General features: G+C 33.8%; 21 protein-coding genes. 14 read left to right on the top strand and 7 right to left on the bottom strand.

What is annotated here, in order from left to right:
* Positions 1-7 precede the first annotated feature (7 nt).
* Positions 8-1,096 (bottom strand): trypsin-like peptidase domain-containing protein, encoded by a 1,089-nt coding sequence (locus H6622_11325; protein MCB9062103.1) that lies wholly within the window; start codon positions 1,094-1,096, stop codon positions 8-10.
* A gap of 144 nt (positions 1,097-1,240) precedes the next feature.
* Between H6622_11325 and H6622_11320 the strand changes: the two genes are divergently transcribed.
* Positions 1,241-2,137: a phosphatidylserine decarboxylase gene (locus H6622_11320; GenBank protein ID MCB9062102.1), complete on the top strand. Its 897-nt coding sequence runs from the start codon at positions 1,241-1,243 to the stop codon at positions 2,135-2,137.
* On the opposite strand, the gene H6622_11315 is transcribed toward H6622_11320, so the two are convergent.
* Positions 2,130-2,906: an endonuclease/exonuclease/phosphatase family protein gene (locus H6622_11315; GenBank protein ID MCB9062101.1), complete on the bottom strand. Its 777-nt coding sequence runs from the start codon at positions 2,904-2,906 to the stop codon at positions 2,130-2,132. The genes H6622_11320 and H6622_11315 overlap by 8 nt on opposite strands.
* Before the next feature lie 170 nt (positions 2,907-3,076).
* Here H6622_11315 and H6622_11310 point away from each other — a divergent pair, with 170 nt between their 5' ends.
* A complete protein-coding gene (locus H6622_11310; GenBank protein MCB9062100.1) occupies positions 3,077-3,679 on the top strand; it encodes a hypothetical protein in 603 nt (200 codons plus the stop codon).
* Between the two features lie 7 nt (positions 3,680-3,686).
* Here the strand turns inward: H6622_11310 and H6622_11305 are convergent, their stop codons facing one another.
* Positions 3,687-6,815, bottom strand: a complete 3,129-nt coding sequence (locus tag H6622_11305; protein ID MCB9062099.1) for a DEAD/DEAH box helicase — start codon at positions 6,813-6,815, stop codon at positions 3,687-3,689.
* A 131-nt stretch (positions 6,816-6,946) separates the two neighbouring features.
* Here H6622_11305 and H6622_11300 point away from each other — a divergent pair, with 131 nt between their 5' ends.
* Entirely contained in the window at positions 6,947-8,344 is a 1,398-nt protein-coding gene (locus H6622_11300; GenBank protein ID MCB9062098.1) for a glycosyltransferase family 39 protein, read from the top strand.
* On the opposite strand, the gene H6622_11295 is transcribed toward H6622_11300, so the two are convergent.
* Both H6622_11295 and H6622_11290 read right to left on the bottom strand, forming a co-directional pair.
* On the bottom strand, positions 8,341-10,281 hold the full coding sequence (locus H6622_11295; protein ID MCB9062097.1) for a hypothetical protein: 1,941 nt from the start codon (positions 10,279-10,281) through the stop codon (positions 8,341-8,343). The two genes, H6622_11300 and H6622_11295, sit on opposite strands and share 4 nt — an antisense overlap.
* A 492-nt stretch (positions 10,282-10,773) precedes the next feature.
* A complete protein-coding gene (locus H6622_11290; GenBank protein MCB9062096.1) occupies positions 10,774-11,250 on the bottom strand; it encodes a hypothetical protein in 477 nt (158 codons plus the stop codon).
* Between the two features lie 290 nt (positions 11,251-11,540).
* On the opposite strand from H6622_11290, the gene H6622_11285 reads away from it, so the two are divergent.
* The 3 genes from H6622_11285 (at position 11,541) to H6622_11275 (ending at position 17,113) form a co-directional block, all read left to right on the top strand.
* A complete protein-coding gene (locus tag H6622_11285) occupies positions 11,541-11,837 on the top strand; it encodes a transposase (GenBank protein MCB9062095.1) in 297 nt (98 codons plus the stop codon).
* A 222-nt stretch (positions 11,838-12,059) separates the two neighbouring features.
* Positions 12,060-15,740: a methionine synthase gene (gene metH / locus H6622_11280; GenBank protein MCB9062094.1), complete on the top strand. Its 3,681-nt coding sequence runs from the start codon at positions 12,060-12,062 to the stop codon at positions 15,738-15,740.
* A gap of 62 nt (positions 15,741-15,802) precedes the next feature.
* On the top strand, positions 15,803-17,113 hold the full coding sequence (locus tag H6622_11275; GenBank protein MCB9062093.1) for a hypothetical protein: 1,311 nt from the start codon (positions 15,803-15,805) through the stop codon (positions 17,111-17,113).
* A gap of 13 nt (positions 17,114-17,126) precedes the next feature.
* On the opposite strand, the gene H6622_11270 is transcribed toward H6622_11275, so the two are convergent.
* Positions 17,127-18,500, bottom strand: a complete 1,374-nt coding sequence (locus H6622_11270; protein MCB9062092.1) for a hypothetical protein — start codon at positions 18,498-18,500, stop codon at positions 17,127-17,129.
* A gap of 155 nt (positions 18,501-18,655) precedes the next feature.
* Between H6622_11270 and H6622_11265 the strand changes: the two genes are divergently transcribed.
* The 3 genes from H6622_11265 (at position 18,656) to H6622_11255 (ending at position 21,326) form a co-directional block, all read left to right on the top strand.
* Positions 18,656-18,829 carry a hypothetical protein gene (locus tag H6622_11265; GenBank protein ID MCB9062091.1) on the top strand — a complete coding sequence of 58 codons (174 nt, stop codon included), beginning with the start codon at positions 18,656-18,658 and terminating at the stop codon, positions 18,827-18,829.
* Positions 18,830-18,918: 89 nt separating this feature from the next.
* On the top strand, positions 18,919-20,502 hold the full coding sequence (gene pckA, locus H6622_11260) for a phosphoenolpyruvate carboxykinase (ATP) (protein MCB9062090.1): 1,584 nt from the start codon (positions 18,919-18,921) through the stop codon (positions 20,500-20,502).
* Between the two features lie 170 nt (positions 20,503-20,672).
* Complete coding sequence (locus H6622_11255) at positions 20,673-21,326, top strand: hypothetical protein (protein MCB9062089.1); 654 nt, start codon at positions 20,673-20,675, stop codon at positions 21,324-21,326.
* Between the two features lie 53 nt (positions 21,327-21,379).
* Here the strand turns inward: H6622_11255 and H6622_11250 are convergent, their stop codons facing one another.
* Positions 21,380-22,051 carry an SOS response-associated peptidase family protein gene (locus H6622_11250; GenBank protein ID MCB9062088.1) on the bottom strand — a complete coding sequence of 224 codons (672 nt, stop codon included), beginning with the start codon at positions 22,049-22,051 and terminating at the stop codon, positions 21,380-21,382.
* A gap of 171 nt (positions 22,052-22,222) precedes the next feature.
* On the opposite strand from H6622_11250, the gene H6622_11245 reads away from it, so the two are divergent.
* The 5 genes from H6622_11245 to H6622_11225 all read left to right on the top strand — a co-directional run bounded on the left by H6622_11245 (position 22,223) and on the right by H6622_11225 (position 25,305).
* Positions 22,223-22,849, top strand: coding sequence for a tyrosine-protein phosphatase (locus tag H6622_11245; GenBank protein ID MCB9062087.1), 627 nt, complete (start codon positions 22,223-22,225; stop codon positions 22,847-22,849).
* 26 nt (positions 22,850-22,875) lie between these two features.
* The gene (locus tag H6622_11240; GenBank protein MCB9062086.1) at positions 22,876-23,166 is read left to right on the top strand and encodes a hypothetical protein; all 291 of its coding nucleotides are present in this window, start codon (positions 22,876-22,878) and stop codon (positions 23,164-23,166) included.
* 140 nt (positions 23,167-23,306) lie between these two features.
* Entirely contained in the window at positions 23,307-23,522 is a 216-nt protein-coding gene (locus H6622_11235) for a hypothetical protein (GenBank protein ID MCB9062085.1), read from the top strand.
* Positions 23,523-23,659: 137 nt separating this feature from the next.
* Positions 23,660-24,046 (top strand): S24 family peptidase, encoded by a 387-nt coding sequence (locus H6622_11230; GenBank protein MCB9062084.1) that lies wholly within the window; start codon positions 23,660-23,662, stop codon positions 24,044-24,046.
* The gene (locus tag H6622_11225; GenBank protein MCB9062083.1) at positions 24,043-25,305 is read left to right on the top strand and encodes a Y-family DNA polymerase; all 1,263 of its coding nucleotides are present in this window, start codon (positions 24,043-24,045) and stop codon (positions 25,303-25,305) included. Before H6622_11230 ends, H6622_11225 begins: the two co-directional genes overlap by 4 nt.
* Positions 25,306-25,307 lie beyond the last annotated feature (2 nt).

Here is a 25,307-nt window from a genome sequence, read left to right as displayed (position 1 = left end):
CGGCATCTTAGTTTTGTTCTAATTGCTTGTTTGCTGATATTAATTTAATCTCTTCTGATAAAACTTTATTTCCTCTTTGATAAGTGATTTTTACCGTGTCTCCAACTTGATAATCCCCTAAAATTGAGTATATATCTTCATAATTATTAACCGCTTTTTTATCAACTTTTAAAATAATATCCCCTAATACCCATCTGCCAGATTTATCTTTTGAAAATCCTTTTAAACCAGCTTTACCGGCCGGAGTATTATCGAAAACCTCTGTGATTACTACCCCTTCTTTAATTTTAAACTGATCTCGTATATGGTCTGGAAGTAATTGAACACCTATGATAGGGCGCTCTACACGGCCATTTTTTATAAGTTGTGGTACAATAGAAGCGATTGTATCAACAGGAACGGCAAAGCCAACTCCGGCCGAGCTTCCTGAATTTGAGAAAATCATTGTGTTCATCCCAATTAATTTTCCATTTGAGTTTATCAGTGGCCCTCCAGAATTGCCCGGATTAATGGAAGCATCTGTTTGGATCATACCTGTAATTTGCACGTTTCCATATCCTCTTAACGTTCTACCAAGAGCTGAAACAATTCCGACAGTCATTGTGTGATCAAGTCCAAAGGGACTTCCAATAGCAATGGCCTTCTGGCCGACTTTAAGATTTTTTGAACTGGCCATATTGAGTGGAATGAGTTGTCCCGGACGATCCAAGAGTTTAATGACAGCAATATCTTTTTCTCGAATGAGTCCAACTAGCTTTGCTTGATAACGTTTTTTATCTCCATGAAAGGTCACAAAAAAATCTTCACCTTGATCGACAACGTGTGCATTTGTAACAATATGTCCTTGGTTGTCCCACACATATCCTGAACCAGTTCCAGCGGGGATTTCATGATAACGCATATTCCAAAAATCCCTTACCGTCCTTATTGATGAAATATTCACTACGGATTTAACGGTTGTGTTGAAGACATTAATATTACTTTTCTCACTATCAGTTAAATTGTTTAAATCATTGCTCGAAGGATCAATAGAGTTTGCCCATGCGAGAGTTGACAAAAACACTAGAGAAAGAAGAAATAGAAAATATTTTTTCATAATAACCTCCACTACTATTAATATACGAATAACTTTTTTCAATTGTTAAAAAAATGTCAAAAATATTTCAAATCATTTGTAAAAGTTTTTAAAAAATTCACCTTTTCAGTAAGTTACAATATAATTCAAGTATTAGGAATGAATATGGATATAAATTTTTATAATCGAAAAGATGAGTTAATTCAAAAAGAAAACGTTTATGGCGAGACTTTTGTAAACTGGCTTTACGATACAAAATTGGGGCAAACATTGTCACCTCTCGTCACTGGCCCCTTGCTTTCAAAGTTTTATGGATTAATTCAGTCTAGCAGTTTTTCCAAATTTAAAGTCGATTCTTTTATTAAAGAATTCAATATTAATATGGATGAATTTGTACCAGAGGCAAATATTGGAGCAAAATATCCCTATTCAAATTTCAATAGTTTTTTTATTAGAAAGTTTAAAAGTGGTGTTCGAGATTTCAAAAAAGATTCTAACATACTTCCAGCATTCGCTGAGGCCAGATATTTTGGATATGAGGACATTTCAGAAAAATCAATCTATCCAGTCAAAAATAAATTTTTATCTCCGGATCAAATGATTGCGAGTTCAAAATGGGAAGGGGTATTTTCTAACGGGCCTCTACTGATTGCTCGTTTGTGTCCAGTCGACTATCATAGGTTTCATTTTCCAGTGGATGGTAAGTTTTTAGACTCCTTTAGAATTCATGGGCAATATCATTCTGTAAATCCAATCGCTTTGAAAAAGAAAGATAATATTTTTCTAATGAATGAAAGACAAATTAATATCCTTGAAACTTCTGATTTTGGAAAACTGGCCTATATTGAAGTGGGTGCTATTTGTGTGGGTAAAATAATTCAAACTTTTATGGGTGAAAAGTTTAAAAGAGGTGGGGAGAAGGGCTACTTTCTATTTGGTGGTTCAACTGTGATTCTCATAGGTGAAAAGGGAAAATGGAAACCATCACAAGATATTATTGAAAATACAAAGAAAGGGTTGGAAACATATATACAACTTGGGGATGAGGTAGGCTCTAGCTGAGTGTCAATAAAATAGGGAAGTGATCTGAAGGATAAATATCATTTTCAGAAGTTTTTATCATGTCAATCGATTCAAATTGTACTTCATCAGAAGTGAATATCCAGTCTATTCTTGCTCCTTGTTCAAATTTACCTTTGAACTTGTGGTAGCTGGTTTCTTCTTCTTTATTGAGAATTTTCCAAGGGTCTACAAATTTGTAACCAGCATTCATCACGAGGTTATAAACTTTACCACCTGGAGCTTCGTTAAAATCGCCTAAAAGTATAATGAGATCATTGCTTTCTATAATATTTGAAATTTCTCGAAGTAACACTTCGATTTGTTTAGATCTTATAGGAGTAAGAATGTGATCTAAGTGGGTATTAATGACAGTTAGAGTTTTTTCATCTGAAATATCATTTAATCTGGCCCACGTGCAAAGCCTTGGAAATGCTGATCCAAAAGAAATTGATCCAGGTACATAGGGTTTTTCAGATAACCAAATATCACCACTTTGAATGAGGTGGTATTTTTTTTTGTCATAAAAAAGGCATGGATACATTCGTTGTTCAATCCAATCTCGATGAGATTCAATTAATGAAAGTTGAGGACTGATGAGATTTTCAAGTTCAAGTAATTGAGGACGCCTGCCTTCTTGAGTGCCGAGAATATCTGGGTTTGATTTTTTAATGATTTTGGCAAGTACATCCTTTCTTGCACCCCACGGCTGATGCTTGTCTTGCGGGGAGTCGAACCTGATATTCGCTGTCATAATTCTTGTATTGGCCATAACTTTATCCTACGTTTAGTATAGGCCTCTAAAGTGTTAACGTAAAGTAAGTAGGTCAAAGATTGGAAAAGAGTAAAACTGATAGTTTGAATGAGGGTTTCTTTTCAAAGCTAATTAAATTTATTTTTAAAATAAGTGCAGTATTTTTTCTTTTATTCTTATTTTATGCGGTGTTAATCTACTTATGGTTTAGTCAGTATCTACCGATCTATGAGTTTGATCATAACTTAGGTGAAGTAAGGTTATTTAATTCCCATCTCATTATTCCGGAAACTCCAGAGAGTTTTTTAGGAAGTATTTCATCAAAAGAATTATTTAAATTTGAAAATGATGTTCTTACGGTAGAGCATATAAATTTAGTTTCTGATCAATCACGTTTTTATATAAGGGGAGAATCCGATAAGTTTAAATATCAATGTAGTACAGATAATGATGAGAAAGACCGGATTAATGTAAAAGAGAAAAAAAATTTAATTGTTGAAATCCCCCCATATTCGAGTTGCATGGTCTTTCTTCCAAGAGGTGTAAAGTTTAATATGGCCGGAAGTCAGTTGAATATTGTTCTCGAATCACTTTCAAATAATATTTCAATGGATCTATCTAAGGGATTTTTAAATTGGCGCAATCAACATTTTGACCGTTATAATATTGTGCTAAATAAGGATGAAAGAACAAAAATCACCGTAGGTAAACAGTCTCTTCAAAAATCAACTTTTCTTTTTGAAGGCAATCTAAAACTGACATCCTCGATTGTCTCTATTAAGAACGAGTGAAAAAATTTCAATTTAGTAAATCTTCAAAATCTTTCATGGAGAGTTTTCCTGTGAAAAGCTCTTCTTCTTCATCTGGTAGTAGGTCTTTGAATAGTTCACGTTTCAACTCTTGTAGTTTTAATACTTTTTCTTCTACGGAATGTTCTATTATTGGTCTGTAAACGGTTAATGTGTTCAACTGGCCAATACGATGAGCTCTATCTATGGCCTGGTTTTCAACTGCAGGATTCCACCATGGATCCATAATAAAAACATAACTAGCAGCTGTAAGGTTTAGACCAACACCTCCGGCCTTCAGAGAAATGAGAAATATAGGGCATTTACCTTCTTGAAACTTCTTTACTTGTTCATGGCGCTTGTTAACAGATTGGGATCCGTCAATTCTGGCATATGTCCAACTTTTTTTATTAATAGCCGTTTGCATGTAGTCCAAGTATGTGGTGAATTGAGAGAAAATAATTGCTTGGTGTCCTTCTTCAAGAATTTGTTCAAGTGTTTCAATCAAAAATTCAATTTTTGTTGATTTCATGGGATCTTCTTTATCCCACAAACATGCTTGTCGTAGCTCCAAGATTCCTTTAAGAATCTCGCCATATTTTTTGTTTTTAGGAGAGGTTTCAATTTTCTTTCTTATAGAAATCATTTTATTTTGATAATAAGTATTTTCTTGTTCAGAAAATGAAAGGTGGACAGTGTTTTCAATTTTAGGGGGTAATTCACTTAAAACTTGAGCTTTTGTTCTTCTTAAAATAAAAGGGCGCGCAGTTTTTCTTGCACTAAGACGTCCTTGTTTGTTTGAAGAAGAACGAATAAGTTTCAAATCCCCCCAAATTCCAGGAATTGATAAATCCAAAATATTATAAAATTCAGCAAGATCATTTTCTACAGGAGTACCAGTTAAGCATATTCTAAATTTTGATTTCAATTGTCTGACGGCAAATGCCCCCATGGACCTAATATTTTTGAGGTGTTGTACTTCGTCTAGGATAATGACGTCAAAGTTAATCTTTGAAAAGACGCTTTCGGCCTCTTTTTTCATGATACCGTAACTGGTTAAAATGATTTTTTTGTCATGATCAATTTCTCTATCTCCACCGTGATAAATCAGGGCATTAATGTTTGAGAATTTTTTAAACTCATTTTCCCAGTTAAAAAGTATTGAAACCGGACATACGATGAGGACCTTATCGACGTTTTCATAAATACTTATCAGAAATGAAATTGTCTGAAGTGTTTTTCCTAACCCCATATCATCGGCAAGACATGCACCCAAATTATATTCATAGAGAAATTTGAGCCATCTAAATCCAGTGACCTGATATGGCCTTAGAACGTTTTCCAAGTTTTGTGGAAGTGGATACTCTGGTATTCCTTCAAAAGAGAGTAGCTTTTCACAAATTTCCTCTTCCTCTTGAGTTAATATCCCATCAATTCCTAGTTTCTTAAGCTCAAAAAGCTCGAATATACTTGCTCGATTAAAAGGGAGTGTAAACTTTTTTACCCCTTTCTCATTTGATTCGACTTCTTTTCCAACATACTTAGTGTATTTTTGAATAAGTTTAGCAAATGTTTTTTGCTCAGGAGTAAATAGTGTAAGTCCGTGTTTAGAAAGAGAGATATTATTTTCAAGATCAACTTTTTTAAGAATCTCGAGATCCTTATCGTCGATCTCAAGATTGACATCAAACCAATTCAGATCAGATCGTCCTCGTTCGAATCGGATTTTCCCCGACCAGGTCTTTATTTTGTCATTGTTGTAGAGAACTTCGACTCCATAGGGAAACATTTTTGTGTAAAATCCACTAAGTCCAGATAATAGATTTGAAAAAGAGATTTGAAAGCTAACTTTTTGAGAGTCCTCATTGTAAGAAGAAAACCTGAAAAAGAGTTCCCCAAAAAACTTATAACATGATGATATAAGCAATATAAGAAACTTATTTTCGTATACAACAAGGCTATTTAAATACTCATTATAGCAATATGTCGACTCTTCTTGTATCAGATAATCAATTAATGAGATCCATTCTTTTTTTTGTGTACAGTTATGTAATAATTTTTTGAAATCACTTTGCTCTTCGTCAAAGAAATCAACAAGAGAGGTAACAAACTCGTATGCATCCTTTTTCTTTTTAAAGGAATTTAATAGACCTACATTAAAAGTGAACGCTTTTATAATATTAGGAATAGGATAGGTATTGTCATGTTCATCAACAAAATTCAAGTTAAACTCGATCAAGTTTCTCGTTTCTGCTGAATCTATTGTTACTCTTAGTGAAGGAGTTATTTTTTTTAACTCACTAATTTTGTGGTCATTGACAAATAACTCAAGATTATCTCTCAACGAATAAAGCTCACTCAATTTTATAATCTCATCAAGTTCTAGAATATGTGGGCCGCTGTAACGAATTTTTTGAACAAATTCCTTCATTCCTGGAGCTAAATGATAGGCATGTCCTTTTTGCCAGTCAAAAAGATAAAGATTTTCAAAGAGATTTATATGTTTATTTTTTTTGTCTTCTTCGTCTATAAGAAAGAATTTAATCGTATTTTTTTCAAACGAATCATCCGTCTTGAAATGTTTAATGTAGTTCAGACCAATTTTGCAAAGAGTATTTGTAGGGATTGGAAAATTGATAGTCTTTTTTGTGTGTAGTAGATACTGCAAAGAAGAATAAGTACTTGTCGCGTTTGCTCCAATAAGCTTATGAGGAGCATTTATAATTGTTCCATATTCTTCTACTGTAACACCAAGTCCTGCAAATGAAGGGAGTGGAGGTTTATCATCTTCAATTTGAATGTGCTCATCTTTCTGTTCATTTTTAATCATGTATAGAATATACAAGGCAGTTGTATGTGGACAATGTTTGGAAACACTCCACAGATGGCAATCGCAATTAGATTTTATAGGACCTTCCTCAGTTCCTTCCAATCTTTTTTTGTAAACTACTTTTGATTCATGAGATTTATTATCCCTAACTAGACCACTTACAATGAAGTAAGTTTCTGGACTACCTTTAGTAAAAGATAAAGTAACCTTTGAAAGCGTGATAAACTTCACAGCTTGTGTTGTGTTTATTTGGCCAAATAATCCAACGGCCAGTTTCTGAATATGGTCAGGAATATTAATATTGTACAAAAACCTACACACTGCAATATGTTAAAAGAATATTTTAACAATGATGGGCCTTAATGTATAGTTCAAATTGTTTTCATTGAATTTAATGAACACATTTACCGATTTCACTAAATGAAAAACAAGTGAGTTTTATGAATTCTCTTTTTACTTATTACAAAAATAATAAATCTGAACTTTTTTACTTTATCTTTCTAGTGCCTCTTTGGATCAACTCTAGCTCTATATCGTTAAGAACAACAGATGGAATTGTCTATGCACAAATAGCGAAAGAAATGTATTTGAAAAATATTTTTGAATGGGTATCTCTAACATGGCCCATGGGACAGTTTTATGATCATCCCCATTTTCTTATGTGGATGAATGCTATAAGCTTTAAAATATTGGGAGTAAGCACTTTTTCAGCCGTTTTACCAACTTTGATTTTATCTAGTTTAATCATTTTAGTCTATTTTAAAATGACCCATGAATTTTTAGGGGAAAAATCCGGAATCATTTTTTTAACAATGATATTTTTTGATCATCTCTTCATCAAATATGGACGAGGACCAATGCTTGAAGTTCCCCTCATGCTCTTTCTCTCACTATCTCTTTATTTTATTCTTCGATATGTGAAAAAAGAAGGAAAAGTTAAGAATGCTCTCTATAGCGGTTTATCCATTACTGGTGCAATAATGTCAAAAGGTATAGTTGGAATTATGCCTTTAGGAGTTTGTTTCATTTTTATAATGATTGTATCAACAGGGTCTTTGCGCGATAAAGTCAATTTATATCTGAAATGGCTAACCGTTGTCTTGGCAGTAATCATAACTATTTTAGGATTAATTGATCTTTGGCACTTTTTAGTCGTAGGAAATTCTTTCTGGAAAACACATTTTAATAAGCAAATTATATATTCAATCAATGGAAGACAAACAGGAGGTTTTTTTCCGATTTTCTTTTATATTAAACGATATTACGAACGATTTATTCCATTTTCATTTTTAGCAACGTTTTCCATGATCTATTTTTTTATCAAAATTGAAAAATTTAAAGAACACAGGGATTTTGTTATATTAGGTCTTATATATCTCTTTGGCATGTTTTTTGGATTTTCAATAAGTAAACATTCTGCTCCTTGGTATATTAATATCCATTTTATGGGGACTTGGCTGATAGTTGGGGGAGTCGCGGCACACCTTTTAGCTGAAAAAATAAATTTAAATAAATACAAGAATTATTTTATAAAAATAATTTTGTTTCTTCTCGTGATATCCTCTTTTTTTCCTGCATTATTTTATAAGGATCGCATGGCAGAGAACTTTTTTAAACACTCATCCAAATATGAGATATTGACCAAGAATAAAAGAGTTGCTGATTGTGTTACTTTTGATACCTGGAAGGCACCCTTTTTTATTTCATTTTATCTAGGTGCCAAAAGAGTAGAATGTAACGAGATGGCCAATTTTAAAGTTATAAATTCAAAACAGATGGATTCGGAGAATGGAGAAGTTCTCTACTCCTATGATCAACTCCATCTTGTTCGAAATTAAGGCTGAGAGTACAAGTTATCATCTCCCTCTGCTGATTTTTTTAAGGTTTGATAAATTGTTCTTGGATCTTTTTTCTCGTAGACAATTTGATAGAGAGTCTTGATAAGTGGTGAATCTATATTATATTTTTCTAAATATTTATTCATGACAGATACTGAAATTCCTGAATTAAGAGTCTCCATCTTTTTTTTATCAATATCCTTGCCTTGAAGTCTCAATTTGGCAAATTCTTCTCCAAGTGAAATATTTTTACCTTGGGGTCCAATTACATAGTAGAGGTCGGCCATAAAAGTTGGTCCAAAGATGGCCTCAGTAGAAGCTCTTTGAGATTTAGCAATCCTATGGATTTCTTTTCTGGCAACAATTAATAGAACAGAAAGAGGATTGGCCGCATTTACTTCGCCTTCCATACCTTTTATTAATCCAGCAGAGAAAGATAATATATCCTTTATCTTTGCACCTAATTTATACTGCTCAGCCATCTGATCTTTAGGTTTTAATAATTTAAAAGGATTCACTTTAAAATTCTGAGCTTTTTCATTCACTGAAATATTTTCACCAAAAACTTCTTTAATTTGTCCATTGGAATTAAAGTGAGAAAGTTCTCGTTCAAAGTTCTCAAGCTCATTTTGGAATTCATTATTTACAAAATCAGCAATATCTTTTGGTGTCACATGTCCTTTTTTTAATTTGTTTGCAAGTACAAACAAATGAATAGCGCTTTCAATCCCACGTTTGTGTATCTCTTCACTATAATCTTTTAGAACTTGTATGACAGAGTCAATTGAACTTGCTCCTTCTACCGTGTCGCCAGAATTTTCAATTTCTTTTAAAATTTCTTGGGCGGTTAAACCATCAATCTTTGCATTTTCCTCAGCAATTCGTTTACCAAAATTATAATTTCTACTCCCTGGATTCATTGTTAAGTATAGGTCTCCCATTCCAGATGGTCCCAAAAATGTTTTTTTATTGGCATTGTAAATTTCTGAAAAAATTTGATTAGCATTAAGACCTAGTTGAAAAAGTTTTGCTTTCGTTTTGTCTCTCTTTTTTGGATTATCTGTATAATATCCCTCTATACAACCTGCCAGAATTGCCAAAATATTTTTGAGGTAACCTCCTAACTCAAGTCCATCAACATCTCTAGTTCTTCTCACCACAAAATGTGGGGTAGATAAAACATCTTTGGCCAGACGTAACGATTCATCTGTTCCCTGTTTTCCCGCTAGCGATACTGCTGTGAGTTGACTTCCTGTGACGATTCCTCTGGCAAATGCTCCTCCTCCTAAAAAGCTGAACTGATTTTCTAACATTGGAAATTCTTTACTTAAAACTTGGTTTTTGGGAAGATTAGTCTTAGGATCAGGGCCCTTATCTAAAATTGTGATTGGTGCAGGAACTTCATGGCCAAACTGCGTGAGTTCAATAATATCTTGAAGATTATCTCTAATGACAGAAACAGTACCCTTTGAAGTGACACCAACTAATACTAGATCAACCTTAAAATCATGCTTCCTAATGATCTGTTTAATTTCACTCATATCTGTAGAAGCAATAATATTATTGGGGAGCATCTCCTCATTTTCATTTCCACTATGATCTCTTACTAAAAGCTTAGGATTGTGATGAAAACCTTTATTAATCAAATCGACTTGATTTTGCTTTCTTGATTTTATTATAACAAGTTTTGCACTATAGGTCGCAAGCATAGAAGCAAAGGCCGTTGAGTAAACTCCATCTCCAAATATGAGAACAACATCATGTTTTTGATGATTAGCACTAGAAGGACCTGGCCCAATTGATCTTAATCGGGCCTCCTTATTTGTCTGGAGCATATTTCTCTGACACTTAAAAAAATCTAACTCATCAGAGGCATATATAGGTAAACTATTAAGTACCTGAAAGATGAATAAAACTTGTAAAAAATATATAAACATTTGAATTTCCGATTTTGTTGGTCTCAAATTGTATAGATTTTAGCTCTTTTGGCCAGGAAAAGTACTCTTTGTACGAAGATTACATACTGTGTAAACAAGTTTGACAACCTATTGCCTATGAGCATGCTTTAGTCACCGCTTGTTCTTTGATAAAAACTCATTGGAAAATATCTAAAGTTCAAGAATTCACAAACTTGTATATGTTTTGGTCATAGAAAATACTGGTACTGTAGATTTCAAAGAGAATTCAAAAGCGAAAGAGATGATTTCTTTACTTTAAAAAATTTCTTATTCAGATTTTTTAATTTTTTGTTTTTCTTTTATTAATTCTAGAAGAAAACCTAGAGACGTGATTATACCTATTATTCCAAAAAAAAGATGGAACCAATGTTTGCTTTCAATGAAATCGTGTATAAAAACTACGGCGACAAAGGACCACATAATAATATTGAAGGGCCTAGAATTCCAAATTATTTTGAATTTTTTCATATTCTAGTACTTTTTTAAAAATAATTTTTCACATTTCGGAAACAATTTGTCTTTATTGGTCGCTATTTGTACTTGTAACCAATGTGGTCTAGATGGTTTTTCTACTATTTCACCATAAAATCTCCAATAGTTCTGTTCATTTACCTCATTGTATTTACACGCCCCCATATCAATTAGACTTTGAAGAGATGAACCAATGCAAACACCTAAATAAAAGCTTGCAAGAATTCCTCCAGCTACTTTGGTTAGTTCAACAGCAGCTGGAACAGAAAGCATACCAGGTGAAATAGTTCCTACGACATAACTCAATGTCATATTTGGATACCTGTCCATATTGTGACTTATCGCTCCTACTGTGGCCAAAGTAGAAGCGGCTGTATTAAAAACTGTTTGAGGAACTGGAAGGCCCGTTTCTCGCATATATTTTTTAAAATGATCTCCAAATGTAGTACAATTTCTCTTTCCAATATGTGTACTCATCTTAGTATCTCCTTTTAATTTTTACTTTACGACTAGTAGCACAAAAAAATTTTCATATCAAGTTTTATGTAGTCTTAAGCAAAGATTATTTCACAATTAAAAAATTTCAAAATATTTGAATTGTACTCAAACCTGCTTTTTTATTGAATAAAACACTGTAAATTAACGGCCGTTTTAATTGGTTAATGAGTGTGAATTTTACTGGAATACTCCCCCAAAAATTGCATTTGAAAATTCCTCACACCTAGCGTTGATATAATGAATTAATTTTATTGATTCAGGAGGATTCGATGCTAGGTATGGAGGACTGGAAAATGATCAAGGAACTAAAAAAGTCTGGTTTAAATATTACAGAAATATCAAAAAGACTTGGGGTTGATAGAAAGACAGTAAGATCTCAGCTCGATAAAAACAAACCAGCAAGATATGAAAGAAAAAAATCGAAATCAATCTTAGATGAACATTCAAAATATATAGATCAAAGATTGGAACTTTATAATTTAACTTCGCAAAAAATTTTTGAAGAGATTACTGAACATGGTTTTAAGGGAGTCTTGGACAACTTTGCAAAGATTGATAAAGTTTAATCAACCGCCATGGTACGGAGCCGTATGCCAGATGGAGTGAGGGGACAGGGGCTAGGCCCTCTTCCTACTCGATCACAGAGGATTTTAAGCAATATCAATTGCACAGGTCACCAATTTGATAAGTTTATCTGTCTCTACTTTAAGACAATCGTAGATTGATACATAAAAGTTTGATAGATTGCTTACCAATTAAATAATAAGCACCATAACAAAAGGTTCAAAGTGAAATCAAAGGCCTATCAAGAACTTTCCCAAATATTAAACAAAAGAATACTCTTCCTAGACGGTGCAATGGGAACAATGATTCAACAATACAAACTTTCAGAAGAAGATTTTCGAAGTAAAAGATTTGAAAATCACAAATGTGATCTCAAAGGCAATAATGATCTGCTTAGTATAACTAAACCAGAAGTCATAAAGGAAATTCATACTAAGTTTCTCGAAGCTGGAGTAGATATCATCGAAACGAATACCTTTAGTGGAACTAAAATTGCTCAAAGTGATTACGATCTTCAGGACATCGTATATGAAATTAATTATCAATCAGCAATTATTGCTCGCGAATCTGTTAATGAGTTTGAGGCAAAAAATCCCGGTAGAAAATGTTACATTGCTGGAGCTCTAGGCCCTACAAATAAAACATGTTCTATGTCTCCAGATGTTAATGATCCAGGTTTTAGGGCCGTTGATTATGATGAACTTGTAGAGAATTATTATGAACAAGCTAAAGCATTAGTCGAAGGTGGAGTAGATATTCTTTTACCTGAAACAACATTTGATACACTAAATGTAAAGGCCGCTCTTTTTGCAATTGAAAAACTTCAAAACGAACTTCCTGAAAAAATTCCTGTTATGATATCAGTAACAATTACTGATAATTCAGGGAGAACTTTATCTGGCCAGACTGTGGAAGCATTTTGGAATTCCGTGAGACATGCCCACCCAATAAGTGTTGGCATTAACTGTGCCCTTGGGGCACAAGAGATGCGTCCTTATATTGAGGCCCTTTCAAAAAAAGCAGACTGCTTTATTAGTTGTTATCCTAATGCAGGACTTCCTAATCCTCTGGCCCCAACTGGTTATGATGAAACTCCCGAAAGTATGGCCTGTCATCTTACGGATTTTGCAAAATCTGGTCTGGTTAATATCGTAGGTGGATGCTGTGGTACAACTCCATCACATATTGCAAAAATAGTAGATGAACTTAAAGAAATTACTCCAAGAAAACCTCACCAAATACCAATGGCCACTTATTTAGCAGGTCTTGAGCCTTTAGAGATTTCTGTAGATAACCATCCTTTCATTTTAGTTGGAGAAAGAACAAACGTAACCGGATCACCAAAATTTAAAAAACTTATAAAGGAAGGAAATTTTAATGAAGCTTTAGAAATTGCTAGGCAGCAGGTTGAAAATGGAGCAAATATTATTGATATTAATTTTGATGAAGGAATGCTTGATAGTGTTGATTGCATGAAGCGATTCCTTAGATTAATTGCTTCAGAACCAGATATTGCTTCTGTTCCAATTATGATCGATTCCTCAAAATGGGAAGTCTTAGAAGAGGGCCTTAAAAATATTCAAGGTAAAGCTGTTGTGAACTCTATAAGCTTAAAAGAAGGAGAAGAAAAGTTTCTTGGACAGGCCAGACTTATTCAGAAATATGGTGCGGCAGCAGTAGTAATGGCCTTTGATGAAAACGGACAAGCTGCAACCAAAGATGACAAAGTTAGAATATGTAAACGGGCCTATGATCTACTTACCCAGAAAATCAATTTTGATCCTCGGGATATTATTTTTGATCCAAATGTTTTAACTGTTGCAACAGGTATGGATGAACATAATAATTACGCTGTTGATTTCATTGAGGCCGTAAGAGAGATTAAAAAGGTTTGTCCTGGTGCTCTTACAAGTGGTGGGATAAGTAACGTTTCTTTTTCTTTTAGAGGAAACAATACTGTTAGAGAGGCCATGCATTCTTCGTTTCTTTATCATGCTCAACATGCTGGACTCGATATGGGAATTGTTAATGCTGGAATGCTTGAAGTGTATGATGAAATCGATAAAGAGTTACTTGAGAAAATCGAAGATGTACTTCTTAATAGGAAAGAAGATGCAACCGAAAAATTAATTGAACTTGCTGAGAAATTAAAAAACATCGGAGAAAAGAAAATCTTTGAAAAAGAAGAAACATGGAGAAAAACGTCAGTTGAAGAACGTTTGAGTCATGCGATTGTAAAAGGAATTCTCACTCATATTAATGAGGATACTGAAGAAGCTAGAACTAAATACAAAATGCCACTCAACGTTATTGAAGGCCCTTTAATGGATGGTATGAAAGTAGTTGGAGATTTATTTGGAGAGGGCAAAATGTTTCTTCCACAAGTGGTTAAGAGTGCAAGAGTGATGAAAGCGGCCGTTGCTTATTTAGAACCCTTTATGGAAGAAGAGAAAAAAGCATCAAATAAAAAAGGTCAGGGCACTTTTTTAATTGCAACAGTGAAAGGTGATGTTCATGATATTGGTAAAAATATTGTCAGTGTTGTCCTTGCTTGTAATGGTTATCATGTTATAGATATGGGAGTTATGGTTCCGTGCGATGAAATTTTAAAGAAGGCCATAGAAGTTGACGCTGACATTATAGGACTTAGTGGACTCATCACTCCATCTCTAGATGAAATGATTTATGTCGCAAGTGAAATGGAAAGACTTAAATTCAATGTTCCTTTGCTTGTCGGTGGGGCAACAACAAGTTTGGCCCATACAGCAGTAAAAATTGCTCCAAACTATAGTGGTCCTATTATAAGAGTGGGGGACGCGTCTTTGGTTGTTGAGGTTTGCTCTAAACTACTTGCTCCCAATCTTAAAGAAAAATATATTCGTGAAATTGATGAAAAACAAGAAGCTCTGAGAGAGAGCTTCTTTAAAAATCAGCAAACTATAAAATTAAAAAGTATAGAACTAGCGAGAGAGAATTCTTTTAAAATAAGTTCAGATTATATTCCTGCAAAACCAGATTTTATAGGAGTAAAGGTCTTTGATAATATCTCTCTCGAAGAAGTTTACGAATTCTTTGATTGGTCTCCTTTCTTTTGGACATGGGAGCTTAAAGGAGTTTATCCTAAAATTTTAGAAAATGATAAAACTGCCAAACAGGCCAAAGAACTTTTTGCTGATGCTCAGAAATTAATTGTTGATATCATTAAAAATAATCGATTTAACCTCAAGGCCGTTATTGGGATATGGCCAGCACAAAGTAATGGTGATGATATTGAATTGTTAAATGAATTTGGAAAGCATTTTGAAACGTTGCATTTTTTGCGTCAACAAAATGAAAAAGATAGCAAAGCAAATTATTGTTTATCTGATTTTGTTCTTTCAAAAGGAAATAAACTCAAAGACTATCTAGGTGCTTTCATCGTTACATCTGGAGATGAGGTGGATAAGTTTGCAAAGAGTTTTGAAGAAAAAGGCGATGATTATACTTCGATTATGGTAAAGGCCTTGGGAGATAGATTTGTAGAAGCTCTTGGAGAGTGTATACATAAAAAAGTTAGAAATATTTTTGGATATGGACTGAATGAAAAATTGAATAATGAAGACCTGATTAAAGAAAAATATAGAGGGATTAGACCTGCTCCAGGTTATCCCTCTTGCCCTGACCATACTGAAAAACAAATTATTTGGGATTTACTTGAGGGCCAGAAAAATACTGGAGCAAAACTCACGAGTAGTTATGCAATGGATCCTCCGAGTACAATTTCTGGATTATATTTCAATCATCCAGAAGCTTGCTATTTTTCTTTGGGTAAAATAAGTAAGGAACAAATTGAAAGCTATGCTTATCGAAAAAAAATGTCTGTTAAAGATGTAGAGAAATGGCTAGCTCCTCACTTAAGTTATTGATCAAAATTGCCTCTGATTTCAGAAAGTTAATTATGTTAAAATATTAATTTTAGGAGGCATTTTTGAACGAATATTTTATCTTCACCAAGGATATTGAGTTTTTTCAATTAATGGCCATTAATTTTATGGCGTACGCCGGAGTGAATTTAGAAAAAATTTCTAAATTTGATGAAGTTAATGATGATTTTAAAATTCTTATAGTCGATACAAGAAAAATTTCTGATGTCGATCATAAAGAACTTATTGGGTTAACCCAATTCAAAGGTAAAAAATTTATTTTATTAGGGATGGAAAATTCTGATTTTGGAGTTTGTGTAAAATCAGTTTTTAATATCAGAGAAATAGTCCGTGCTTTTGCAAAAGAAAAAGGAATAACTGCTCAAGATATGATGAATACTGAAGTTCCTGATTTTTTTCCCATCCCTTTAGCATCTCTATATGCAACTGATAGTTTGTTTTGTAATATCTATAAAGAATACAATGAGCAGTATGAAATCTTATTTGAAGCGAATACAATCATTGATCGAAAAATTTTAAAAGGATTAAGGGATATTGAGGTTAACACCTTATATATCAATAAAATGAATCGCCTTCATGCTATTAACGATATCACAGCATCAATTATTACGAATCTTCAAAAGAAAAAATTATCCGCTCAAGAGAGAGTTTCATTAACGGAAATAGGAATGGACTCACTTGCAGCAAAACTTTCAACAGGAAATATAAATCCCAATGTTGTTATGCCACTAGCTAAGGAATGTGCGAAATCTATTAATAGTGCCATAAAAGATATGCCTAAGATTGGAGCACTTTTAACAGAGCTCCTAGAAAATAAAACGAGTTTTGTGTACATGCATACAATTCTAGCAACCCATGTGGCACACACTCTTTTAGATAAAGTTAGTTGGGGAAATCAGGCCCAAAAAGATAAAGTTGCCTTTGTTTTATTCTTTCATGATATATTTTTAGTACCACTTTCCATGAAATTCCCAATGATAAAAAATGAATATGATTATTTGTTTTTAGAAGGTGTTACTGACCGCGAAAAAGAAATTGTTCTAAATCATGCTTCTATGGCCGGAAATATTGTTCGAGAACTCAAAGGATGTCCTATGGGGGCAGATGTTATTGTTTTCCAACATCATGGGATGACCGATGGAAAAGGTATTGCCGTTCATTATCGAGATGATATAACTCCTCTAGCGAAAGTGATTATAATTGCTGAGGCCTGCGTTGAATACTTGTTAAAAAGCATGGACCCTCGAGAAGAATACAACTTCAATGTAGAAGAAGTTATTAAAGAACTTAAAGAGAAATTTTCGAATAGTACCTATAAAAAAATTATAGATCAACTTATTCATCTAAAAGTCTAATTTTTAAAAAAAACTATAGTTTTTGCTTAAAAATAAGTTCTAGCGCTTTATAAGGGTTTTTGTAATTTGAAAAATTGTGAGTTTCATTGAGTTCTTTTAAAACCAGCATGGCGTTAGTTAGTGTATAGCCTTTTTTTAAAATTCTTAAAGAAAACTGATAGGCGACAATCATGACACAATTAATCTCAGTTGCCTTGTGAGGCAACAATCCGTAGGGATAGCCTTTCCCATCAGGTGATTCGTGATGGTGGATTATCAGAAAATCTGTGTCTGGAAATTTTGTAAACTGTGTTGCAATTATTCCAGCTGCTTTGGGGTGATTTAGGAGAGCTTGCTGATCTTCTTCATCGAGTTGTTCAAATTCTTTTGAATTCTGATCGTCTATATATAATAAATCATCATTCGTGAGAGTTGAATCTAATAACAAGGAAGCAAGCATTACTTTTTTTCTTGTTAAAGAACTATTCCAACCCATTTTATGTAACATAACATCACTCACATAAGCAGTCATAATTGCCAGTGTTCCAAAACCTACAGTATCTTCATTAGTTTCGAATTCTTTCAATATACTAGTGAGCTCCTGAGTTTTTTTAAAAACATGAAACGTTGAATCCATAAGAATATTAACAAACATTCGAAGCGTTTCACTGATTCCTACAATTCGCACATATTGATGTATAATTGAGGCAGAAAAAATTTGAGTATTAATCGTATTTTTTAAGGGAACATTTTTATTTTTAAGAGATCGAGAAAGTGAAAGGATTGTCTCTTCTAAGAATTGAAGTTGGTCTTCTTTGGCAACATGAAAGTATTTCACCTTTTTTTTCACATAACTTTGAACCATTGAGTGACTATATTTTGTATCTTTTGCTATAAGCTTTACAAATTTTTTAGGTGTAATTTGTAAGTAAACATCATAAGGAAAACTATCAAAATAATAAAAATTTTTAATCTTCATTGGAAGAAAATCATCTAAGCTAAGTTCAACTAGTGAATCTTCAAAATTTTCTTGAGTTTTCCAATCAACTGAAGGAGTTATAGCGTCTATAAATTGCTGTTTGTTAATTGGATCATAAATGAAAGCGTTGTCTTGGTGTGAATTAAATAATTCATCAGTTACTTTTTGTTTTAACTTTGAATGGCTTCCAAAAAATATGACCGGCCTCTCACCCACTAAGTCGTTGATGGCAACCATAAAGTCGAGTATGTCTATTTCAATATACGTATCGATAATAATTGGCCCAATGTCACTTTCTGTACTGAGAGACTCAACAAGTTCAGGTATTGCTGAAGCAGGACGGAGCACAATTTTACTAAAGTGTGCGTTAAATAAGTTTGTAAATAGCTCCCACTTATCTTTTTGCTGACTGATAAATAGTGCTTTCATTTCTTTCCTTTGACATTATAAGAACTTATCGTCATTAGAGGAGAGACATTGAATTTTTGGGCAGAAATTACCACATAAAGTTACTAAAAAAATAGCACAAATCACTAAGCTTCGTGTTATAAGGTTGTTTAGTTAAAAAATTCTTCGAGGTAAATATGGGAAATCAAGTTTATCCAACGTCTATTGTTGCAGAAAATGCTGTTTTAGAGTCAATTAGAAATAGTGAAACTATTATGTCAACTTTTGCAATAGAGGGTATTCATATAACTGTTTTTGTCGTAGTCATATTATTCATTTTCCTTGGGATGTATCGCAGCGCAAAGAACTAGAGCTTTTTTGGCAATTAATCATTTTTTAAGGTTCTCACTTCAGTATTAATACTATAAATTTGCTGAAATTTGTTTTGAGGAGATTTTTTATGGAAACTATTGATCTTAGTTCTGTTGGTATCAAGGCCGATAATATATTTAGAAATTTACATCCTGCTCAGCTTTATGAAGAAGCTCTCACATTTGAAAAAGGCTCTGCCATTTCAAGTACTGGTGCACTTATTGTAAGTTCTGGTGAAAAAACAGGAAGAAGTCCCAAAGATAAAAGAATTGTCGTTCAAGATTCAACCAAAGAGGATATTTGGTGGGGCGATATAAATATGGAATTAAGCGAAAATACTTTCATGATTAATCGTGAAAGGGCCATAGATTATCTTAATAGTAGAAAGAGAATCTATGTCGTTGATGGGTACGCTGGCTGGGATGAAAAATACAAAATCAAAGTGAGAGTTGTAACCCATCGAGCGTATCATGCACTGTTTATGCATAATATGCTTATTCGCCCAACTCAAGAAGAACTTAAAACTTTTGGTGAACCAGATTATACCATCTACAATGCAGGGGCCTTTCCGGCCAATAAATTTACTCCTGAAATGACCTCTTCCACCTCAGTAAGTCTTAACTTTGATAGAAAAGAATTTGTAATTCTTGGAACTCTCTACGCTGGTGAGATGAAAAAGGGTGTCTTTACCATCATGAATTATATCATGCCAAAAAATGATGTCCTTTCAATGCATTGTTCTGCTAACGTTGATGAGTCCGATGATGTTACTATCTTTTTTGGACTATCAGGAACAGGAAAGACAACCCTTTCAGCTGATCCAAAAAGACGTTTGATTGGAGATGACGAGCATTGCTGGACAAATGAAGGTGTCTTTAATATTGAAGGCGGATGTTACGCCAAATGTATTGATCTCTCTGCTGAAAAAGAACCTGAAATTTTTAATGCTATAAAATTTGGAACGGTTCTTGAAAATGTTGTCTTCAACGAATCAACAAGAGAAGTAGATTATACAAGTAGTAAAATAACTGAAAATACTCGTGCTTCTTACCCAATAGAGTATATTCCAAATATTAAAATACCTTGCCTTGGTGGACATCCTAAAAATATCGTCTTTCTCACATGTGACGCTTTTGGGGTTTTACCTCCAGTAAGTAAACTTTCTCCTCAACAAGCAATGTATCATTTTATCTCAGGGTATACCGCAAAAGTTGCAGGTACAGAAATGGGTGTTACTGAGCCTGAAGCTACTTTCTCAGCTTGCTTTGGTGCAGCATTTATGGTTTGGCATCCAAGTAAGTATGCTGAGCTTCTTGCTGATAAAATGAAAAAATTTAACACTGATGTTTGGCTTGTTAACACTGGTTGGACTGGTGGAGCTTACGGTGAAGGTAAGAGAATGTCTCTTAAGCATACTCGTTCTATTATTGACTCCATTAACAATCATAAACTTAAAAATGCAAATTTTGTCGTTGATGAGACTTTTGGTTTTGAAATACCGACTGAAGTTGACAATGTTCCTTCTGAAATCCTCATTCCTAAAAATACTTGGAAAGATCAAAAAGCTTTTGAAGACAAAAAGAAGCAACTCGCTTCCTTATTTGTTGAAAACTTCAAATTATTTGAGGCCGGATGTTCCTCTGAAATCCTTAACGCGTCACCTAAGATCTAATTAAATAGTCGGTCTCCTCTTTGGGGAGACCAAAATGTTTCAATGCAACATATTTCAAATATGATAATATCAATATTTTTTCTTTACCAGACCATTTTACTTTTCTATGATTCATTGTTCCTTCTCTCTATCGAGTAAGGTTGCTCGCTTGAAACTGACTTGGAGGTCATATGAAAAAATTTTTTACCGGAGTTTTATTTTCATTAGTCACAGTATCACCACTTTTTGCTAATACCATTCAACAAGAATTTCTTGGGCGTATGAACGCAATTATGAAAAAGGCCATGGCAGATAAAGGAATTTACTCTGAACTCACATCTGTAAATTTAGTTGTGGATTCTATGAATGTGAGTTCCGTGTCCGAATCAGAGTTTATTACTATTAAAACTCACAAGGGAAACACTTATACTTTGGAGAAAGCCGCTGTTAAACAAGAAATTCAAGGTCTTCCTCCTCGATTTCAAACTGTAACCAATTTTTATCCTTTTGGTTTTGTATCTGAATTTAGCACTGAAGATGTCAATTTAAATATCGTGAAAGTTGATGACAATTCTTATATGCAATCTTATATCGAACAAGGTTTTACTTATACAATCGTTTGTGACCTAGGAAGTGTTGACGCCTACACTTGTAATATTTCAACAGACAATCCAGACGTAAAATCTGTTAGAATGGAAGGCCTGTACAAAGGAGTTGCCGGTAGCAATCTTATACAAGAAGTCTTGGAAGAAGTTGATCAGACTTGTTTAATTGACCAAGGGAAATTGGCCTGTTTAGGAATTTTTCTTGATGAGTTCAAACAAGAAATCTTAGATTCTATTTAACAGACTAATCTTCTCCATCCTTTGTTGTAAAACAAGGATGGAGATAAATCTTTTTAGGCCCATTCGTGAGAATAGTGAGTTTTTTTAATATCCTTGAGAATTTCAAATGCATCTTTCTTTTTTAACATCTTAGGATTAAGCCATTCATTATAATATTCTTCTTTAATAAATATCGGGCATCGGTCGTGCCCTGCCTGCTCGATCTCTGTGGGAGGATTTGTTGTAATAATTGCAAAGGAGTCGATATAATAACTTTTGTCAGGAGAAATCCATCTGTCATATAACCCCGGGGCCATTAGATATTTATCATCTTTAGAAAAAAAATGAATAAGCCGTTTTTTTCCATTATCTTCAACCCATTCATAAAAACTTAAATATGGAACTAAACAATGATTACGCATGAAAATTCCCTTCCACGTTTTTCTACTCTCTAGTGAATCTAACCTAGCATTGAACAAATTATACTTTGAGGGAATTTCCTTAGGACTTCCATTGGGTCGTATGCGATAACGAAAAGGACGTAACGTTAATTGATTTTTTAAATTTAGAAGAATAGGTGTTGAATAGTTTGGATAAAGTCTATTATCTTTCTGCGGACGTTTAAAGATTTTTGGATATTGTTTTTCAAAACTTAAAAAATCTGCAAATGCTTGAGCATCAGCTGTTGCTTCAAATTGGCCTGAAAGACGTTTAATATTTCTGTCTACTTCAATTGAAAAACACATAATATATTATACCTATGGACAAGAAAGAAACCAATTTGTATTTTATTCTATTTGCTTGAGACGATTACTCAATCATAAAATATGTCTAACTATTTTCTCACACAATTCTAATACGAAAAATTTTATTCTATTTGCCGATAGATATTTACACTATTTTCAAAGGAATGAATTATGCACTCAAACTTGATGATACTTATTTGTTTCCTCTTTTGTGGATGTCATTTACCCAAAAATTTTCATGAAATTGATCCTGGAAATTTTTATCGTTCAGCACAACTTACAGGAGAAGAATTTGAGAAGGCCATCTCCAGATATGGAATTAAAACAATTATTAATTTGAGAGGAGAAGCTCCCGGAGAAGTTTGGTTTGAAACAGAAAAACTGACTGCAAAACTTTATGATGCCGAACTCATTAACATAAAGATGAGTGCTAAAAGATTACCGCACAAAGAAGATCTTATTAAACTTCTTGATGCCTATAAAAACGCACCAAGACCTATTTTAGTGCATTGTCGAGCAGGGGTAGATCGAACAGGAGAGGCCACGGCCATTTATGTTCAAGAATATATGGGATGGAATCGAGAAGAATCTCTTGAAATGCTTAGTTTTAAATATCTTCATATTCCCGAATTCATGCCGGCCAAAACATATTTTATCAGAAACATTTATCAAGATGAACAATGGGCCAGAGAGGAGTATAATCCATGTCAGAATAATTATAGATATTATGACAAAAATCTTTGTTCTCATTCTGTTCGAAGCAAGAAAATTATATTTTCCTTAGATGAAGATTCTTGATATCATTTTTGCGGAAAGGAAGTTATATGAAGATTTTAACTTTAATATTTTTAATTTTTTCTACGTCTGCTTTTTCACGTTTTCCACAATGTATGATTTATGTGAACAAAAAACTTAATACCTGTACTGTTGACAAATGTTCTGGTGACGTTCGAGAGATGATTAAGGATTGGGAAGACGAACTTGATCAAAAGATTTGTAAATCGATGTATTCAACGTATTGTGAAATTGCTGTTAAAAAAGGTAAGGTCACAAGAAAGCAGTTATGTGAGTCTCAAGGCCATAAGTACGTTCAGTACGAAGATATAATAAAATAATGAGATATTTAAATCAGATTGGGTATAATTATCATTTATGTTCTTTTTCGCAAAAAGGGAGTTATATGAAGATTTTAACTTTAATATTTTTAATTTTTTCAACGTCTGCTTTTTCATTTTTTCCGTAATGTATGATTTATGTGAACAAAAAACTTAATACCTGTTCTGTTGACAAATGTTCTGGTGACGTTCGAATGATGATTAAGGATTGGGAAGACTCACTTGATCAAAAGATTTGTAAATCAATGTATACAACAAATTGTGGAGATGCTGTTAAAAGTGGTAAGGTCACAAGAAAGCAGTTGTGTGAGTCTCAAGGCCATAAGTACGTTCAGTACGAAGATATAACAAAGTGATGAGTCATGGGAGAGAACAATTTAAATTAAGAAAGACTTGATGCGTTAATACAGTAACCTCCTAGGATGAACACCAAATACACGGCAATCCTTGCTGCGTCTTTTACGTAAGTAATACGTATGGTATACTTTTCTTTATGCATGTAGTTAAATTGAAACATACTGCCAGAGCGGCATGTGGCCTATTTGGGATTAGTGAAGACCATCTTGAAAATTATCTCTCCCTCGATGAGCGCTTTGTGAAAAATAAGGCGTCCACCTATTTTTTTGAAGCAGAAGGGGACTCTATGTTACCTCTCATTATGCCTAAAGATGTGCTAATTGTGGATCGCTCAATTCGCCCCTGTAATAACCAAATCGTTATCGCACACTTTGAAGGTAGCATGATCTGTAAACGATTTTTTCATCGAGGAGATCACGTTGTCTTACATTCAGATAATACAACGACTAGACCCATCATTATCGCCGATGGAGAACTTGAAATTTTTGGCGTTGTCGTCGGCGTGGCCAGACACTTCAAATGATTGCTCTCGTTGATTGTAATTCATTTTTTTGCAGCTGTGAGCGTTTGTTTCGCCCAGATCTTAAAAATGTACCAGTAATAGTACTAAGCAATAATGATGGTTGTGCCATCGCTCGAACTAATGAGGCCAAACGTTTGGGAATTAAAATGGGAGATCCCTATTTTAAAATTCGTGATCTTTGCAAAGAAAAAGGAGTTGCCGTTTTTTCCTCCAACTTTTCCCTTTATACGAATGTTTCTGATAGGGTGATGAGAACCTTGGCCACTCTGACTCCAACCCTGCAAATTTATTCCGTTGATGAGGCATTTCTTTGCTTAGAAGGAATACGTGAAAACGAGTTGGCCGATTACGGAAGACATATTAAAGAAACCATTGAAAAGGAAGTAGGAATACCCGTTAGTGTAGGAATTGCTCCTACAAAAACAATGGCAAAAATTGCAAATTTCATAGGTAAAAGAAGTGATAAGGCCAAAGGAGTTGTTGTTCTCAACGAGAAAAGACTTCAAGATATTGCTCTTGAGAGAGTGGGGGTGAGTGATATTTGGGGGATTGGAAGAGCAAATGCTAAAAAACTAGAATCTTTAGGAATAAAAAACGCCAAGCAATTTCGTGATTATAAAAATGAGACGTATATTAAGAAGATTCTTACAAAAGTTGGCCTTCAAACAAAACAAGAGTTGGCCGGCATCAGTTGCTTTCCTATTGAGATTGAAATTGAGAAAAAAAAAGAAATTATGTGCTCTCGCTCTTTTGGGCAGGGGGTGTTCGATTTAAGTGCCCTTAAGGAGTCAGTTGCAAACTATGTGAGCTCTGCTGCTGAAAAATTAAGAAAACAAGGATCTGTGTGTAGGAGGATTGATGTGTTTTTTAGAACATCTCCCTTTAAAGACAATGAGCAATACTACGCTTATGATACATATCAATTTTTAACTGCAACTTTAGATACTAGAAAGCTCATAGAAAAGGCCATACAACTCGTAGAGACTAACTATCGTTCAGGTTTTGAGTACAAGAAGGCCGGTGTACGTTTATGTGACATCATCGAAGAAGACGAAAACCAAATCAGCCTTTTTGAGCAGGCCGATAGTCTTCTGAGTGAACAGTTAATGAAAACAATAGACCAAGTCAATTTAAGAGAAGGCCCTCAAATGATTCGTTCTGCTTCGTGTGGTGTAGATAATAATGCATGGAAAATGCTAAGGGAGCATAAATCTCCACGCTACACAACTTCGTGGAGAGAGCTACCTAAGGTAAAATGATG

This window comes from Halobacteriovoraceae bacterium (genome assembly GCA_020635115.1).
Lineage (GTDB): Bacteria > Bdellovibrionota > Bacteriovoracia > Bacteriovoracales > Bacteriovoracaceae > JACKAK01.
This window is presented reverse-complemented; position numbering and strand designations above follow the sequence as displayed.

Excerpts from the sequence above, each read along its gene's own strand:
- H6622_11230 (MCB9062084.1), top strand. The coding sequence starts at position 23,660 with ATGCATGTAGTTAAATTGAAACATACTGCCAGAGCGGCATGTGGCCTA.
- H6622_11265 (MCB9062091.1), top strand. The coding sequence starts at position 18,656 with ATGGGAAATCAAGTTTATCCAACGTCTATTGTTGCAGAAAATGCTGTT.
- H6622_11245 (MCB9062087.1), top strand. The coding sequence starts at position 22,223 with ATGCACTCAAACTTGATGATACTTATTTGTTTCCTCTTTTGTGGATGT.
- H6622_11250 (MCB9062088.1), bottom strand. The coding sequence starts at position 22,051 with ATGTGTTTTTCAATTGAAGTAGACAGAAATATTAAACGTCTTTCAGGC.
- H6622_11225 (MCB9062083.1), top strand. The coding sequence starts at position 24,043 with ATGATTGCTCTCGTTGATTGTAATTCATTTTTTTGCAGCTGTGAGCGT.
- H6622_11325 (MCB9062103.1), bottom strand. The coding sequence starts at position 1,096 with ATGAAAAAATATTTTCTATTTCTTCTTTCTCTAGTGTTTTTGTCAACT.
- H6622_11320 (MCB9062102.1), top strand. The coding sequence starts at position 1,241 with ATGGATATAAATTTTTATAATCGAAAAGATGAGTTAATTCAAAAAGAA.
- H6622_11315 (MCB9062101.1), bottom strand. The coding sequence starts at position 2,906 with ATGGCCAATACAAGAATTATGACAGCGAATATCAGGTTCGACTCCCCG.
- H6622_11285 (MCB9062095.1), top strand. The coding sequence starts at position 11,541 with ATGCTAGGTATGGAGGACTGGAAAATGATCAAGGAACTAAAAAAGTCT.
- pckA (MCB9062090.1), top strand. The coding sequence starts at position 18,919 with ATGGAAACTATTGATCTTAGTTCTGTTGGTATCAAGGCCGATAATATA.
- H6622_11290 (MCB9062096.1), bottom strand. The coding sequence starts at position 11,250 with ATGAGTACACATATTGGAAAGAGAAATTGTACTACATTTGGAGATCAT.
- H6622_11295 (MCB9062097.1), bottom strand. The coding sequence starts at position 10,281 with ATGTTTATATATTTTTTACAAGTTTTATTCATCTTTCAGGTACTTAAT.
- H6622_11255 (MCB9062089.1), top strand. The coding sequence starts at position 20,673 with ATGAAAAAATTTTTTACCGGAGTTTTATTTTCATTAGTCACAGTATCA.
- H6622_11270 (MCB9062092.1), bottom strand. The coding sequence starts at position 18,500 with ATGAAAGCACTATTTATCAGTCAGCAAAAAGATAAGTGGGAGCTATTT.
- H6622_11300 (MCB9062098.1), top strand. The coding sequence starts at position 6,947 with ATGAATTCTCTTTTTACTTATTACAAAAATAATAAATCTGAACTTTTT.
- H6622_11240 (MCB9062086.1), top strand. The coding sequence starts at position 22,876 with ATGAAGATTTTAACTTTAATATTTTTAATTTTTTCTACGTCTGCTTTT.